Source organism: Rhodococcus sp. G6(2025), from assembly GCF_058628105.1.
Genome location: NZ_CP179750.1, coordinates 1,426,154 through 1,442,277, shown reverse-complemented (window position 1 = coordinate 1,442,277; position 16,124 = coordinate 1,426,154). Strand labels below are relative to the sequence as shown.

At 67.9% G+C, this 16,124-nt stretch carries 14 protein-coding genes; 6 read left to right on the top strand and 8 right to left on the bottom strand.

Annotation, left to right across the window (positions count from 1 at the left end; translation table 11 throughout):
• The first annotated feature begins 102 nt into the window (after positions 1 to 102).
• Entirely contained in the window at positions 103 to 1,140 is a 1,038-nt protein-coding gene (locus tag ACLIVD_RS06875; RefSeq protein ID WP_283330756.1) for an alpha/beta hydrolase, read from the top strand.
• A gap of 68 nt (positions 1,141 to 1,208) precedes the next feature.
• Positions 1,209 to 3,143 carry a propionyl-CoA synthetase gene (locus tag ACLIVD_RS06870; protein ID WP_491932156.1) on the top strand — a complete coding sequence of 645 codons (1,935 nt, stop codon included), beginning with the start codon at positions 1,209 to 1,211 and terminating at the stop codon, positions 3,141 to 3,143.
• Between the two features lie 4 nt (positions 3,144 to 3,147).
• Here the strand turns inward: ACLIVD_RS06870 and ACLIVD_RS06865 are convergent, their stop codons facing one another.
• Entirely contained in the window at positions 3,148 to 3,723 is a 576-nt protein-coding gene (locus tag ACLIVD_RS06865) for a TetR/AcrR family transcriptional regulator (RefSeq protein ID WP_317571030.1), read from the bottom strand.
• Between the two features lie 96 nt (positions 3,724 to 3,819).
• On the opposite strand from ACLIVD_RS06865, the gene ACLIVD_RS06860 reads away from it, so the two are divergent.
• Complete coding sequence (locus ACLIVD_RS06860) at positions 3,820 to 5,043, top strand: MFS transporter (RefSeq protein WP_477954220.1); 1,224 nt, start codon at positions 3,820 to 3,822, stop codon at positions 5,041 to 5,043.
• 21 nt (positions 5,044 to 5,064) lie between these two features.
• Here ACLIVD_RS06860 and ACLIVD_RS06855 read toward each other — a convergent pair whose 3' ends face one another.
• Both ACLIVD_RS06855 and ACLIVD_RS06850 read right to left on the bottom strand, forming a co-directional pair.
• The gene (locus ACLIVD_RS06855) at positions 5,065 to 6,405 is read right to left on the bottom strand and encodes a cryptochrome/photolyase family protein (protein ID WP_491932155.1); all 1,341 of its coding nucleotides are present in this window, start codon (positions 6,403 to 6,405) and stop codon (positions 5,065 to 5,067) included.
• A 29-nt stretch (positions 6,406 to 6,434) separates the two neighbouring features.
• Positions 6,435 to 7,352 carry a mechanosensitive ion channel family protein gene (locus tag ACLIVD_RS06850; protein ID WP_105414289.1) on the bottom strand — a complete coding sequence of 306 codons (918 nt, stop codon included), beginning with the start codon at positions 7,350 to 7,352 and terminating at the stop codon, positions 6,435 to 6,437.
• A gap of 82 nt (positions 7,353 to 7,434) precedes the next feature.
• Between ACLIVD_RS06850 and ACLIVD_RS06845 the strand changes: the two genes are divergently transcribed.
• Complete coding sequence (locus ACLIVD_RS06845) at positions 7,435 to 8,151, top strand: response regulator transcription factor (protein WP_005263316.1); 717 nt, start codon at positions 7,435 to 7,437, stop codon at positions 8,149 to 8,151.
• Positions 8,148 to 9,512, top strand: a complete 1,365-nt coding sequence (locus tag ACLIVD_RS06840) for a sensor histidine kinase (protein WP_491932154.1) — start codon at positions 8,148 to 8,150, stop codon at positions 9,510 to 9,512. Before ACLIVD_RS06845 ends, ACLIVD_RS06840 begins: the two co-directional genes overlap by 4 nt.
• A 30-nt stretch (positions 9,513 to 9,542) precedes the next feature.
• Here ACLIVD_RS06840 and ACLIVD_RS06835 read toward each other — a convergent pair whose 3' ends face one another.
• From ACLIVD_RS06835 to pdxH, 5 genes are all read right to left on the bottom strand, one after another.
• Positions 9,543 to 9,905, bottom strand: a complete 363-nt coding sequence (locus tag ACLIVD_RS06835) for an FKBP-type peptidyl-prolyl cis-trans isomerase (protein ID WP_280778592.1) — start codon at positions 9,903 to 9,905, stop codon at positions 9,543 to 9,545.
• Between the two features lie 47 nt (positions 9,906 to 9,952).
• On the bottom strand, positions 9,953 to 11,248 hold the full coding sequence (locus tag ACLIVD_RS06830; protein ID WP_005244092.1) for a citrate synthase: 1,296 nt from the start codon (positions 11,246 to 11,248) through the stop codon (positions 9,953 to 9,955).
• A 428-nt stretch (positions 11,249 to 11,676) separates the two neighbouring features.
• Entirely contained in the window at positions 11,677 to 12,636 is a 960-nt protein-coding gene (locus ACLIVD_RS06825) for an aldose 1-epimerase family protein (protein ID WP_280778593.1), read from the bottom strand.
• Positions 12,637 to 12,688: 52 nt separating this feature from the next.
• The gene (locus ACLIVD_RS06820) at positions 12,689 to 13,975 is read right to left on the bottom strand and encodes an MFS transporter (protein ID WP_283330749.1); all 1,287 of its coding nucleotides are present in this window, start codon (positions 13,973 to 13,975) and stop codon (positions 12,689 to 12,691) included.
• A gap of 42 nt (positions 13,976 to 14,017) precedes the next feature.
• On the bottom strand, positions 14,018 to 14,689 hold the full coding sequence (gene pdxH, locus ACLIVD_RS06815; protein ID WP_477954227.1) for a pyridoxamine 5'-phosphate oxidase: 672 nt from the start codon (positions 14,687 to 14,689) through the stop codon (positions 14,018 to 14,020).
• A 270-nt stretch (positions 14,690 to 14,959) separates the two neighbouring features.
• Here pdxH and ACLIVD_RS06810 point away from each other — a divergent pair, with 270 nt between their 5' ends.
• Entirely contained in the window at positions 14,960 to 16,090 is a 1,131-nt protein-coding gene (locus ACLIVD_RS06810) for a citrate synthase 2 (protein ID WP_280778595.1), read from the top strand.
• The last annotated feature ends 34 nt before the right edge of the window (positions 16,091 to 16,124 follow it).

The window sequence follows — 16,124 nt, the reverse complement described above, 5'->3', positions numbered from 1 at the left end:
TCAGCCGCCCCGGGGAATGTTTGCCGGTTACCGTGAAGGGGCAATGTTCTGAGTATTCACCGGACGGTTGTCGGGCACCGCAGAAAAGCACGAGGAGCGGCTATGAGCGCGATCGGACACTGTCGGGCACTCCTGGCGGTTGCCGTCGTTGCGTCGTCGGCCATGTTCGGTCAGGTGGCAGCGGCGTCGGCGGACGAGTGGCGGGCCCTTCCCGCCGACAAGCCGGCGTCGGCAGACGGATCCGTCCTCGACCACATCGAGGAGATCGACGACCGTCAACTGAACATGTACGTCTACTCGGCGGCGATGGAGAAAGTGATTCTCCTCGAGGTGATCCGCCCCGCCGACACGAGCGTGCCCCGGCCGACCCTGTATCTGCTCAACGGCGCCGGCGGCGGCGAGGATTCGGCAACCTGGCAGGCGAGGACCGACGTGGTCGACTTCTTCGCCGACAAGAACGTCAACGTCGTCACTCCCGTCGGCGGGGCGTACAGCTACTACACCGACTGGGAGAAGCCCGATCCCGTCCTCGGCGTGAACAAGTGGACCACCTTCCTCACCGAGGAACTTCCCCCGATCGTCGACGCCACACTCGGAACGAACGGTGAGAATGCCATCGCGGGTCTGTCGATGTCGGGCACATCCGTCCTGAGCCTGGCCGAGGCGGCCCCGTCGCTGTATCGCGCCGTCGGCGCGTTCAGCGGGTGCGCCGAGACGAGCACCAAACCGGGCCGGGACTACGTCACCTTCGTCGTCAGCTTCCGAGGCGGCGACGTCGAGAACATGTGGGGACCGCCCGACGACCCCGCGTGGGTGGCCAACGACCCCGTCGTCAACGCCGAGAAGCTGCGTGGCATCGACCTGTACATCAGCAACGCCACCGGGCTGCCCGGCGTCCACGAGAACCTCAACGGCCCGGACATCAACGGAGATGTGGGCACGCTGGCTAACCAGGTGATCATCGGCGGCATCATCGAGGCCGGAACCAACGAGTGCACCCATCGGCTGGCCGACAGACTGAACGCGCTGGGAATCCCGGCCACGTACGACTTCCGGCCCACCGGCACCCACTCGTGGGGTTACTGGCAGGACGACCTGCACAACTCCTGGCCGATGATCGCCGGTTCCCTCGGCCTCTGACCGCATCATCGCGCGCCGACGTCGCATAGGGTGTTGCGGGTCACACGACGACGAGAGGATGTGCATCGATGAGCTCCCCGGGGACTCCGCCTTCGAGCGACAACCATGGCCAGAACTACGCCGAGGTGTACCGCCGGAGCACCGACAGTCCCGAGGACTTCTGGCTCGCCGCCGCCGAGGCCGTCGAGTGGGTGACGCCGCCGACGCAGGCGCTCGACGACTCCGCCGCCCCGATGTACCGGTGGTTTCCGGACGCGACGCTGAACACCTGCTTCAACGCCCTCGACCGGCACGTGCGGGACGGCAACGGGGACCGGGCGGCGTTGATCTACGACTCGGCGATGGCCCCCGCTGCGTCTCGCACCTACACCTACGCAGAACTTCTCGACGAGGTGTCCCGGTTCGCCGGCGTCCTGAAGGACCAGGGTGTGGTGGCCGGTGACCGGGTGATCGTTTACATGCCGATGATCCCCGAGGCGGCGATCGCGATGCTGGCCTGCGCCCGCATCGGCGCCGTGCACTCGGTGGTGTTCGGTGGTTTCGCTGCGAAGGAACTCGCGACCCGCATCGACGACGCCGGGCCGGTGGTGCTGGTGACGGCGTCGGGCGGCCTCGAGCCGGGGCGCACCGTCGACTACCTGCCGATGGTGGCGAAGGCGCTGGAGTTGTCCGGAACCCCTCCGCACACGGTGATCGTCAAGGACCGGGAGCAGGTCCCCGGTTCGGCCGCCGACTACCGGGGTGACGGGGCTGCGTGGTTCGACTGGGACGCGCTGATGGCGGATGCGGCACCCGTGGAACCGGTTCCGGTGACCGCGACGGACCCGCTGTACATCCTCTACACGTCCGGCACCACCGGGAAGCCGAAGGGCGTGATCCGCGACAACGGCGGGCACGCCGTCGCGCTCACGTGGTCGATGCGCAACATCTACGATATCGGCGCGGGCGACGTGTGGTGGACCGCGTCCGACGTGGGCTGGGTGGTCGGGCACTCGTACATCGTCTACGGGCCGCTGCTGGCCGGTGCCACGTCCGTGCTCTACGAGGGCAAGCCGGTCGGGACCCCGGATGCGGGCGCGTTCTGGCGGGTGATCTCCGATCACGGTGTGTCGGCACTGTTCACCGCCCCGACCGCGATCCGGGCCGTCCGCAAGGCCGATCCCGACGCGAAGGAGATCGAGAAGTACGACATCTCCTCGCTGAAGACGCTGTTCGCGGCGGGCGAGCGCCTCGACCCCGACACGTACGCGTGGGCCACCCGCGTCCTCGGCCGGCCCGTCGTCGACCACTGGTGGCAGACCGAGACCGGCTGGGCGATCTGCTCCAACCTGCGCGGGCTCGAACCGATGCCGCTGAAGGCCGGCTCCCCCACCGTCCCGGTGCCCGGGTACCGGGTCCAGGTGGTCGACGCGGAAGGGAACACGGTTCCCGCCGGGGCCGAGGGCAACATCGTGATCGGACTGCCGCTGCCCCCGGGCACTCTGGCCGGGTTGTGGCGCGACCCGGAGCGGTACGTACGGTCGTATCTCGCCACGTTCGACGGCTACTACCTGACCGGCGACTCCGGTTACATCGACGAGGACGGGTACGTGTTCGTCCTCGGCCGCAGCGACGACGTCATCAACGTTGCCGGACATCGTCTTTCGACGGGCAGCATGGAGGCGGTGGTCGCGGGACACCCCGCGGTCGCCGAGTGCGCGGTGGTCGGGATCCGCGACGAACTCAAGGGCCAGCGGCCCAGCGGTTACGTGGTACTCAAGGCCGGGGTCGAGATCGACCCGGAGACACTCCGCAACGAACTGGTCGCGATGGTGCGCGAGCAGATCGGCGCCGTCGCCACGTTCCGCGACGTGACGGTCGTGCAGGCGCTGCCCAAGACCCGCTCGGGCAAGATCCTGCGCAAGACGATGCGGCAGATCGCCGACCACGAGGAGTACACGGTGCCTTCCACCATCGAGGACGTCGCCGTGCTCGACGCGCTGAAGAAGCAGCTGGGCGGCTGACCTCTCAGACCCGGACGGCCGCGTCGAGTGCGTGATCCACCAGTTCCTCGACGCGGTCCGGTTCGAGGGGGTCGAGGTCGAACAGGATGCGGTAGATGATCGGCGCCACGACATGGTCGATCACGTGCTCGACCACGCCCTGCACGGGTTCGCCGCGTCCGAGGATCGTCTCGATCTGGGTGCGGCAGAACGTCGCGCACTTGAACTGATTGGTGCCGTCCTCGGACCTGAGGGTGTCGGCGCTCATCACGACGTCGCGCAGTGCCGCCCGCCCCACCGGCGAGGACATCTCCTCGAGGTAGTCCTGCGCCCAGGCGACGAGGTCGCCTCGCACACTGCCGGTTTCACGTGGGGACGCGTCGGGATGCAGACGTTCGAGCGCGACGTCCGCGAACAATTCGGTGATGTCGCCCCAGCGCCGGTAGATGGTCGACGGGGTGACCCCGGCGTCGGCGGCGATCATCGGGACGGTGATGTCCGCACGGCCGCGCTCGTCGAGAAGTTTGCGCGTGGACGCGTGCACCGCCTGCTGGATGCGGGCGCTGCGACCACCGGGGCGCGGACCTGGAGCCGGACTCATGCCCCCATGCTAACGCAAAGACGTTGCATTAAGAATGGTGGCGGCGTAGCGTCCACTAACGCAAACCTTTTGCATTAATGTTTCCGGGAGTACGCCATGACGACGCTTGCCGCGCCCGAAGCACCACCGACGTCTCGACCCGCACTGCGCCGAGGAGCCGCCTTCACGCTCGTCGCGGTCGTGATCGCCACCCTGCTCGGCGCGTCTGCCGCACCCACCCCGCTGTACGAGGTGTACCAGTCGAACTGGGGTTTCTCGTCGCTGCAGTCGACCCTGGTCTTCGGCATCTACGCCGTGAGTCTGCTGCTGGCGCTGCTCACCGTCGGGTCGCTCTCGGACTACGTCGGCCGTCGGCCCGTGCTGATCACGGCACTCGTGGTCGAAGCCGCCTCGATGATCATGTTCGCGACGGCCGAAGGCATCGGCCTCCTGCTGTTCGCCCGGGTCGTGCAGGGTTTCGCCACCGGCGCCGCGATCAGCGCACTCGGTTCCACACTCCTCGACCTCGAACGCACGCCCGGACGCGGCGCCACCGTCAACAGCATCGCGCCCACCGTCGGCCTCGCACTGGGCGCCATCGGATCGAGCCTGATCAGCGAGCACCTTCCCCGGCCCACCAGCACCGTGTTCCTGGTGTTCTTCGCGCTGTTCCTCCTCGAGATCCTCGGCATCTGGGCCGCACCCGAGACAGCGGTCCGGCAGAGGGGGGCTCTGGCATCGATGCGGCCGACACTCGCAGTCCCGTCCACCGCACTGGGCATGCTCGTCCTCACCGGACCCTGCCTGGTCGCCGTGTGGGCGCTGGGCGGCTTCTACCTGTCACTCGGACCTTCGCTCGCCCGCAACGCGCTCGACGTCCACACGTCGCTGATCGGCGCCGTCATGGTCGCGACGCTCACCGGGACCGGCGCATTCGCGGTGTTCCTGCTGCGTAACGTGGCGGCACGCCGCATCCTGTACGTCGGCGCGTCCGCCCTCGTCGCCGGCGTCGCCGTCACCCTGATCGGCGCCGAAACGTCCTCGGCGCTGTGGATTCTCGCGGGAACGGCGGTGGCGGGCATCGGGTTCGGCGCCGGCTTCCAGGGCACCATCCGCACCGTCATGCCGCTCGCCGAACCGCACGAGCGCGCGGGCCTGCTGTCGAGCATCTACGTGATCGCCTACCTCGCCAACAGCGTTCCGGCACTGATCGCCGGATATCTCGTCGGAAAGGTCGGACTCGTCGACACCACCCGCATCTACGGCGGACTCGTCATCGTCCTCGCCGCGGCAGCGTTCCTCGGGCTCCTCATGCGCAAAGCGCCTGTGAGTACTTGTTAACCGCCCGCGGTTAACAAGTACTCACGGGGCCTTGATCTCGCCGTAGCGGGCGAGGGCCTCCTGCCGTTCATGGGCGTGGTCGACGATCGGCGGCGGATAATCCTCGGGGCGAACGTCTTTCAGAGCGTGAACGGCCTTGCCGGGGATGCCACGCAGTTCGGGCACCCACCGCCGCACGTACTCGCCGTCGGGGTCGAACTTCTCCCCCTGCGTCGTCGGGTTGAACACCCGGAAGTACGGCGACGCGTCCGTCCCCGATCCCGCGGTCCACTGCCAGCCGTGCTGATTGTTCGCCAGATCCCCGTCGACGAGCTGGTTCATGAAGTAGCGGGCACCCCGCCACCACGGCAGGTGCAGATCCTTGACGAAGAACGACGCGACGATCATCCGCACCCGATTGTGCATCCAGGCTTCGGCCTTCAGCTGACGCATCCCGGCGTCGACGATCGGGAACCCTGTGCGGCCCTCGCACCACGCCGTGTACGCCTCCTCGGCGTCGGGACCGCTGTCGTAGCGGATGTGGTCGAAGCGGCGATCGTAGTTTCCGCGGGCGCTGTCGGGACGCTGGAAGAGGATGTCGGCGTAGAAGTCCCGCCACGCGAGCTGCCGCCGGTACTGCTCGGCGCTCTTGCTACGGCGGCGCGCGAGATCGCGGAGCATCGTCCGCGGATGAATGTTGCCGTACTTCAGGTACACCGACATCCGACTGGTCGCGTCGAGACCGGGACGATCCCGCGCATCCTCGTAACCGGCGAGGTCGTCCTCGCAGAACTCCGCCCACCGCTGCAGCGCCGCCGCCTCACCCGCGGCGCACCCGTCGGATTCCGGTTCGGGGATCGTCACCCGCCGCGCCTTCACGTCGTCCGGGTCGACCCACTCCACCGTCGCAGGCCCAGTGTCGATCGGCGCGCGCCACCCGTGTTCGAGCCACTGCCGGAAGTACGGGGTGAACACCCGGTACGGCTCCCCGTCCGTCTTCGCCACCCGGCCGGGCGCCACCGCGTACGGCGAACCGGTGGCCACCAGATCGACATGCTCGGCGACGGCGGCATCGCGCTCGCGACCGTAGGGCCCGTAGTCCGCGCTCACGTGCACTTGTTCAGCGGATACCTTCTTCGCGACCCTCGGAACCACGTCGACGGGATCGCCCTTCACCACCAGCAACCGGCCGTCGAGTTGGTCGTCCAGTGCGGCGAGACTGCGGAACAGGAAGTCCCGGCGAGCACCGCCCGATGTTTTCAGCAGCCGGTCGTCGAGGACGAACAGCCCGAGCCCCCGCGCCCCCGACTCGGCCACCGTGTGGAGCGTCGGCAGATCACCGAGCCGGAGGTCGCGCCGGAACCAGACGAGTGCGGTGTCCATACCTGCCACGGTAACGAAACGCGGGCCGATCAGTTCATGGAGCGAGCCGAGGACAGCACCGACAGGTACGGCGCGTCGATGTCGTAGTGCTCGAACGCCGACAGCGCCGCGCGGGCGAACGCCCGCTGCACCGCCCACTGCCTACCCGGCTTGGTCCGCGCGGTGATCCGCAGAGTGACCGATTCCGCGGTCACCGAGTTGACGCCCAGCAGTTCCGGGGGTTCGAGTACGTCGGCCGCGATCGCGTCACCCTTCGCCGCCTCGGTGACGGCCTCCAGCGCCACCTCGCACGCCCGCTGCACGTTGGCGGCGTGCGCGATCGGCAGATCGACCACCGCGACCGCGTAACCCTGGCTCATGTTGCCGACGCGGACGATCTCACCGTTGCGGCAGTACCAGAGGGTGCCGTTGACGTCGCGGATCGTGGTGACCCGCAGACCCACCGTCTCGACCGTTCCCACGGCCTCGCCGAGGTCCACGACGTCCCCGACCCCGTACTGGTCCTCGAGCAGCATGAAGATGCCCGACAGGAAGTCCCGGACGAGGTTCTGCGCACCGAAACCGAGTGCGACACCGATCACACCGGCCGACGCGATGAACGGGGCCACGTTGACGCCGAGGACGGCGAGGACCTGGAGCACCACCCAGATGAGCACCACGATCGACACGGTCGATTTGAGGACGGACCCGATCGTCCGGGCGCGTTGCGCGCGGCGCTCGTTGACCATTGCCTCCTTGACGCCGCGCGGGGCGCGTTCCCGCAGGGGTCGGAGCATGGCCGGTTTGTCGGAAGGCTCCCGGGGCCGCGTCATCCGGTCGATCATCCGGTGCAACGCGAAACGCAGCACGAGCGCCAGGACGACGTAGGTCGCGATCTCGGCCGGGCGGTGAATCAGCCAGTCACGGTTGGTTTCGGTCAGTTCGAATGCCTGCAGCGAAGAAAACATCTCCAACGAGTGTACGGACGAGACACGCTCTCACAACTGCCATCCGCACGCTCAGTGGTCGCGCTCACGGCACAATGCAGGAGTGACCGTCACCGACTCAGCCAGTGTCCTCGTGGTCGACGACGACGAGGACGTGCGGACGTCCCTCGAACGCGGCCTGCGGCTGTCCGGATTCACCGTCCTCACGGCCGTCGACGGCGCCGACGCGCTCCGGGTGGTCAGCGAACGACGTCCGGACGCGATGGTGCTCGACATGAACATGCCGGTCATCGACGGCACCGGCGTGGTGACCGCCCTGCGCGCGATGAACAACGACATCCCGATCTGCGTGCTCAGCGCCCGCGACACCGTCGACGACCGCATCTCCGGCCTCGAGTCGGGCGCCGACGACTACCTGGTCAAGCCGTTCGTCCTCGCCGAACTGATCGCTCGGATCCGGGCGATGCTGCGGCGGCACGGAACGACGGCCGCCGCGCCGGCCGACTCGCCCGCGACCCCACCGATCCGCGTCGGTGCGCTGGAGATCCGGACGTCCGCACGCAGGGTCTTCATGGCGGGCGAGGAGGTCACGCTGACCAAACGGGAATTCGAACTCCTCGAGGTTCTCGCCCGCAACGTCGGCATCGTCCTGAGCCGTGAGCGACTCCTCGAACTGGTGTGGGGGTACGACTTCGTCGCCGACACCAACGTGGTGGACGTGTTCGTCGGCTACCTGCGTCGCAAGTTCGAAGTCGGTGGTCAACCGCGCATCCTGCACACGGTCCGCGGAGTCGGGTTCGTGCTCCGGGAACCGTCGTGAAACGGTCGTTCTCCCTCCGGACCCGCGTGGCCGCCGCGACCGCACTGGGGGCGACGATCATCGTCGTGGCCCTCGGCATCCTGGTGTCGCTGGCGATCAATCGGAACAACCTGTCGCAACTCGACCGGCGGCTGGAGACGGCGTCGGACGTCCTGGTTCCCAACGCGGCCACCGCGGGACTGTTCCTCGGGGCACTGGGCGACAAGGGTGCGTTCGCCATCACCATCCGTTCGGCCGACGGCGACACCGTGCTCGTCAGCACCCCCACCCAGCTGCCCGAACTCGACCCGGGCCAGCAGACCGTCGAGGTCGGTGACACGAAGTACCGGGCGTACACCGCGACCGTTCCGCTCCTCGGCACCCGGATCTCCCTGGCCGTGCCGTACGCCGAAGCCCAGGACGTGACGTCGGAGCAGCAACGACAGGTGGCCCTCGTCGGAGTGCTCGCCATCGCCGCGGCCAGCGGTCTCGGCTGGTTGTTCGGCGGTCGGGCCGTGCGACCGCTGGTCGACTTGACCGGCCGCATCGTGCGCCGCGAACCGAAGCTGACACCCACGACCTCCGGTGTCCGGGAGGCGGACGAACTGGCCTCCGCCGCGGAATCGATGCTGCGCGACGTCGCGGAGGCGCAGGACGCGACCACCGCCGCGCTCGCCACCGCACGCGACTTCGCGGCCGTCTCGGCACACGAACTCCGGACCCCGCTCACCGCGATGCGCACCGACCTCGAGGTCCTCACCACTCTCGACCTGACGCCGGAACAGCAGCACGAGATCCTCCGCGACCTCGCCCGCTCACAAGACCGGGTGGAATCGACGCTGTCCGATCTCGAACGCCTCGCCCGCGGCGAACTGTCCACCGACAAGGACTTCGTGGACTGCGACCTCGTCGACATCAGCGACCTCGCCGCCGAGGAGGCGATGCGTCACAATCCGGGACTGCAGGTGACCGTCGACGCGACCCCGGTGACGGTTCGGGGCATGCCCGGTGGGCTGCGGCTCACCCTGGACAACGCCATCAAGAACGCGGTCCGGCACGGCGGCGCCACCGCGGTGACGATCACGCTGAGAGCGGCCGACGGCATCACCACCGTCATCGTCGACGACAACGGGTCGGGGGTGCCCGAGGCCGAACGGGCCGTAGTGTTCGAACGGTTCCACCGCGGTTCCAACGCAACGAAGAGCGGGTCGGGCCTCGGCCTCGCGCTCGTCGCGCAGCAGGCGGCACTGCACAACGGCAGCGCACGTTTCGAGGTCAGCCCGCTCGGTGGCGCGCGCCTCGTCGTCGAACTCCACACCGACACCACACACCAGCCCCCGAAAGCGGAAGCAGGAAAAGCGGAAAGCCCCGCGTCACCGTGAGGTGATGCGGGGCTTTCGGTGCTGGGGAGACTATTCCTTCACGTCCAGCAGGTCGATCATGAAGACCAGCGTCTTACCGGACAGCTGATGTCCGGCGCCGGCGGGACCGTAGGCCAGCTCCGGCGGGATCGTGAGCTGACGACGTCCGCCCACCTTCATGCCGGGGATGCCGTCCTGCCAGCCCTTGATGAGGCCGCGCAGCGGGAACTGGATGGACTCGCCGCGGCTCCAGGAAGAGTCGAACTCCTCGCCGGACTCGAACTCGACGCCGACGTAGTGCACCTCGACGGTGCCCCCGGGTACGGCCTCGGCGCCCTCTCCGACCACCACGTCCTTGATGACCAGGTCGGTCGGGGCAGGTCCGTCTTGGAACTCGATCTCGGGCTTGGTCATATGTCCTCCTCGGTGAGGCCTCTATGGTTCGGCACAGGAATTCGCGATCAGCGACCTGTGACGTCCTTGTAGTCACGCTCGGTGTAACCGGTGTAGATCTGGCGCGGACGGCCGATCTTCGTAGCGGGATCTTCGTGCATCTCGCGCCAGTGTGCAATCCACCCGGGCAAGCGGCCCATGGCGAACAGAACGGTGAACATGCGCGTGGGGAAACCCATCGCGCGGTAGATCAGACCCGTGTAGAAGTCGACGTTCGGGTACAGCTTGCGCTCGACGAAGTAGTCGTCGGTGAGCGCCGCCTCTTCGAGCGCCATCGCGATGTCGAGCAGCTCGTCGTCGCCGCCGAGCTTCTCGAGGATGGTGTGTGCCGTCTGCTTGACGATCGCCGCGCGCGGGTCGTAGTTGCGGTAGACGCGGTGCCCGAAGCCCATGAGCTTCACACCGTCTTCCTTGTTCTTGACCTTGCGGACGAAGTCGTCCGCGTTGCTGCCGCTGGCCTTGATCTCGTCGAGCATCTCCAGCACGGCCTGGTTGGCGCCGCCGTGCAGCGGGCCCCAGAGTGCGTTGATGCCACCGGAGATCGAGGTGAACAGGTTGGCGTCGGACGAGCCGACCAGCCGCACCGTCGACGTCGAGCAGTTCTGCTCGTGGTCGGCGTGCAGGATCAGCAGCATGTCGAGAGCCTTGGCGATCTCGGGATCGATCTCGTAGGGCTCCGCGGGGAAGCCGAACGTCATCCGGAGGAAGTTCTCGACCAGGTTCAGGGAGTTGTCCGGGTACAGGAACGGCTGCCCGACGGACTTCTTGTACGCGTAGGCCGCGATGGTCGGCAGCTTCGCGAGAAGTCGGATGGTCGACAGCTCGACCTGTTCCGGGTCGGCCGGGTCCAGGGAGTCCTGGTAGTACGCGGACAGCGCGTTGACGGCGCTGGACAGGACCGGCATCGGGTGTGCGTTCCGCGGGAATCCGTCGAAGAACCTCTTGAGGTCCTCGTGCAGCAGTGTGTGGCGCCGGATCCGGTCGGTGAACGACTCGAGCTGCGCCGTGGTGGGCAGCTCACCGTAGATCAGCAGATAGCTGACCTCGATGAAGGTCGACTTCCCGGCCAGCTGTTCGATCGGGTACCCGCGGTAGCGGAGAATCCCGTGCTCACCGTCGATGTAGGTGATCGCGGAGCTGGTGGAGGCGGTATTGACGAAACCCGGGTCCAGGGTGGTGTACCCGGTGCTGGCGAGCAGCTTGCCCAGTTCGATACCGTCATTGCCCTCGGTTGCCCTGGCAATGGACATCGTGTGCTCACCACCAGGGTAGGTAAGCGTGGGCTTTGTGTCATTGTCAGGCACGAAGCATCCCTCTCAAGCTCAAACCAATGAGTAACAACTTCATTCAGGTAGAAACTAGTCCCACTCTGGCCTGCGTGCCGAAGGCGGGTCCGCTCAGAGCCCGCGATCCGGGTCCGCCGCGGGATGCGCGGCGACCACCGGGAAGGGTCGCCGAACGGGATCGGCGAGTGTCCGATTTGCCCGCACGGCACGGGAGTGGAATCGGTGAGGGCCAGTTGCCCGAGACTGGACTGGCCGCGTTACCTGCACAGATACCGAAGACTGCGGAGAACGCACACCGCGATGCGCGACGCGGTGAGGGAAGAACAGAGGGTGACACAAAGCGCCGCAGCCGCGACAGAAGAACCCCCGCCCGACGTATCGGCCGGACCGCGACCGGTGTTACACCGTCTCACCAAGTGGGCACTCGATGCTCGAAAGTTGAACCGCTACGCCACCGCGGACATGCCCCACACACCCGTCCACTGCTGCCCCGGAGCGAGCACCAACTGATCGATCCCGGAGTTGAACGCGTCCGGCGGGCACGTCATCGGTTCGAGCGCCAGCGCCCGCCCGCGGCCCGGGTACGACTTCCCGGCGTCCGGATCCGCGACGAACGCCTGCAGCCAGCCGAACTCACGAGCCGCCCACAGGATCGTTCCGGTGCCGTCCGGCGCCCGCAATTCGTGCCGCGACCTGCCGTCCGCGTCGACGTCCAGTGCACTGAACGGGGTGTCGAGCGCAACGCCCGCCAACGTGCGCGGGCTGGTGAAGTCGTATTCGGTGCCTGCCACGGGCTGCGAACCCCCACTCGGCAGCATGCGCTCGTCGAGAGGCAGCCGGGTGCCGGCGGACAGTCGCAGCGTGCACTCGTCGAGCGGGAAGTCGCCGGCGCGGACGTAGGAGTGGAAGCCCATCCCGAACGGTGCCGGGATGGCTCCCGTGTTGGTGGCGGTGTGCGTCACGGTCAGGCCGTCGTCGCCCACGACGTAGGCAACGGTGAGCCGCAGCGGGTACGGCCACCCCTTGTGCAGGCCGACGTCGATCGACAACTCGATGCGGTCGTCGGCGTGATTCACGACACGCCAGTCCCGGCGTCGGACGAATCCGTGACTGGCATTGCCGAATGTCGGTTCCGTGATCTCGAGCTGATGGTCGATGCCGTCGAAGACGAACTGGCCGTCGCGGATCCGGTTGGGCCACGGGGCGAGGATCAACCCCGCCGACAACGGTGGCCGGGTTCCGATGTCCCACGTCTCGGTGAGCGCCATCGGCCCGTCCGGACCGTCCCATTCGAGTAGCCGTAGTCCGGCGCCGGTGGCCGCGATACCGGCCCGGTAGCCGCCTCCCCGGATCTCGAATCCGGCCGTGGCAGGCCTGTCCGTCTTCGAAGACTGCGGTTCACCCATGCACTTCAGTGTGCCCGAGATGGGCACGAGATATGTGATGGCGCACAGGAACCTAGCGGGTGACCTTGTACCGCACCAGTGCCGGGAACGCGAGCGCGGCGATCACCACACCGACGACGACGAGGACGCCGCCGCCCGCGGCCGCCACACTCGTCCCGACCGCCGCCGCGGCCGCGCCGTGCACGACGTCACCGATCCGTGGGCCCCCGGCCACGACGACGATGAAGACGCCCTGGAGTCGTCCGCGCATCTCGTCCGTGGCGACCTGCTGGAGCATGGTGCTGCGGAACGCGGCGGAGACCATGTCGACGGCACCACCGAATGCGAGGAACGCGAGAGCGATCCACAACAGGACCGGACTGTCGCCGGGCGACGCGAGCCCCACCACGACGCCGAAGCCGACCATCGCGAGACCCCACAACACGATGCACACGATCACGGCGAGGCCCTGGCGCCGGACCCTCGGCAGCCAACCGGAGAACACCCCACCGGCCACCGCGCCGAAGGACATCGCCGCGAACAGCAGTCCGAGCGCCACACCGCCCGATGCCGGGTCGCCGAACGTGTCGTGCGCGATCTGCGGGAACAATGCCCGCGGCATGCCGAACACCATGGCGATGATGTCGACGACGAACGACGCGAGCAGGACCTTCTGCGTCGCGAGGTAGGCGAACCCGTCGAACACCTCCCGCAGCCCGGCCCGGCGCGACTCCCCCGTCGGCGGAATGGCAGGCAGCCGGAGCACCGCCCACAGCGTGGCCAGCAGGGCGATCGAATCGACGAGATACAGCGTCGACAGCCCGACCGTCGGAATCATCACGCCGGCGAGCAGCGGTCCGGCGATGGCGCCGAACTGCATGACCGTCATGTTGAGCGAGTTGGCGGCGGCCAGCTGTTCCGCGGGGATGAGCCGCGGGATGATCGCACTGCGGGTGGGCTGGTTGACCGCGAAGAACGCCTGTTGCAACCCCAGCAGTCCGAGCACCAGCCACACGTTGTCCAGGCCCAGCGCCGCCTGCACCCAGAACAGCACGGACGTCACACCGAGTCCGACGGTGGTGATCGTCAGCAGTTTCCGCCGGTCCATGACGTCGGCCAGCGCGCCGCCCCACAACCCGAACACGATCAGCGGTACCAGCGCGAAGACACCGGTCAGACCCACGTACGCCGAGCTGCGGGTGATCTCGTACACCTGCTGCGGCACGGCGACGACACTGAGCTGCCCGCCGATCACCGTCACGATCCCGGCCGCCCACAGGCGGCGGTAGTCCCGGTTCTGCAGCGGCGCCGTGTCGGCGAGCAGCCGCCGCTTCTTCTTCTCGGTGACGGTCTCGGTCATTCTTCCCTTAGCTCGTTTCCCATGCTCACTATTCCCAGGCCGTCACGGCTGCAGTCGCTCCACCGTCCACGAGCCGTCGACCAGCGACGTCCGGATTCGGTTGTGCATCCGGTTGGCGCGGCCCTGCCAGAACTCCACGACCGTGGGGCGGATCAGGATTCCCCCCCAGTCCGGCCGGACCGGGATGTCGACGTCGACGGGGAAACGCTCCGCCGCGTGCAGCAGCGCGGCGTCCAGTTCGGCCCGCGAACCGATCGGCTTCGACTGCTCGGAGGCCCACGCCCCCAGCCGGGATCCGCGGGGCCTGCTGTGCCAGTACTCGTCCGTGACCTCGGCGCTCACGCGCTCGACTGGACCGCGGACGGTGATCTGCCGGGCGACGGGCACCCAGGTGAACGTCACCGACGCGTAGGGCACCGCCTCCAGCTGGCGGCCCTTGTCCGAGTCGTAGTTGGTGAAGAACAGCACACCGTCGGCACTCAATCCCTTGCAGAGGACGGTGCGGGTGCACGGATGTCCGTGCTCGTCGACGGTTCCGAGTGTCATCGCGTTGGGTTCGGGAACCCCGGCCTCCACGGCGTCCTCGAGCCACAGGCGCATCAGGGGAAGCCAGCCGTCGCTCAGCTGGTCGGCGTCCAGATCGGAGTCGACGTACCGTCCGTCAGCGCCCTGGTGTGCGTAACCGACGCGCATGGCCGCGAGGTTCTTGTTCACCGGTTTCGGCTGTTCTGCATCTGGAGACACAGCCGAGAACGCTACTCCCGGGTATGCACTGATCAACTCTCCGGTGACACCGGCTAAAGTTTTGGGGACCGAACCCGTCCCCTCGGATTGCAGCCGCGATCGTGCGATGCCCGGGGAAGGGAAGTCGATTGCGCGGACGAAGGTGCCTGCCCATCCCGCATGCACGCCGAGCGCAATTGTCGAACGCCGAGACAGTGCCGCTCTGACCGGGGGCACTCGAACGAGGAGAGTCCACGAGCTATGTCAGCTAGCGCGGCAATACCGGACGATTTCGTCAGCGGACTGGAAGGCGTGGTCGCGTTCACCAGCGACATCGCCGAACCCGACAAGGACGGCGGCGCCCTGCGCTACCGCGGCGTCGACATCGAAGAACTCGTCTCCAAGCACGTCACGTTCGGCAACGTGTGGGCCCTGCTCGTCGACGGCCGCTTCGGCCCCGGACTACCCCCTGCCGAACCGTTCCCGCTGCCCGTGCACACCGGCGACGTCCGCGTCGACGTCCAGGCCGGCCTCGCCATGCTCGCCCCCATCTGGGGATACCAGCCCCTCCTCGACATCGACGACGACACCGCCCGCGAACAACTCGCCCGCGCCTCCGTCATGGCCCTGTCCTACGTCGCCCAGTCCGCCCGCGGCATCTACCAGCCCGCCGTCCCGCAGAAACGCATCGACGAGGCCAAGACCGTCACCGAACGGTTCATGGTCCGCTGGAAAGGCGACCCCGACCCCGCCCACGTCGCCGCCATCGACGCCTACTGGGTCTCCGCCGCCGAACACGGCATGAACGCCTCCACCTTCACCGCCCGCGTCATCGCCTCCACCGGCGCCGACGTCGCCGCCTCCCTGTCCGGGGCGATCGGCGCGATGTCCGGCCCCCTGCACGGCGGCGCCCCCGCCCGCGTCCTGCCGATGATCGAGGACACCGAAAAGTCCGGCGACGCCCGCGCCCTGGTCAAGGGCATCCTCGACCGCAAGGAAAAGCTGATGGGCTTCGGGCACCGCGTCTACCGCGCCGAAGACCCCCGCGCCCGGGTGCTCCGCGCCACCGCCAAACGCCTGAACGCCCCCCGCTACGAGGCCGCCGCCGCCCTCGAGCAGGCCGCCCTCGCCGAACTGCGTGAACGCCGCCCCGACCGGGCCATCGAAACCAACGTCGAATTCTGGGCCGCGGTCATCCTCGACTTCGCCGAGGTCCCCGCGCACATGATGCCCGCGATGTTCACCTGCGGCCGCACCGCCGGCTGGTGCGCCCACATCCTCGAGCAGAAGCGCCTCGGCAAGCTCGTCCGCCCCGCCGCCATCTACACCGGACCCGCACCCCGCACCCCCGAATCCGTCGAGGGCTGGGACCAGATCGCCCACACCAGCTGACCGTCTCCCCCGCCAGAACCAGTAAGGAACAGAA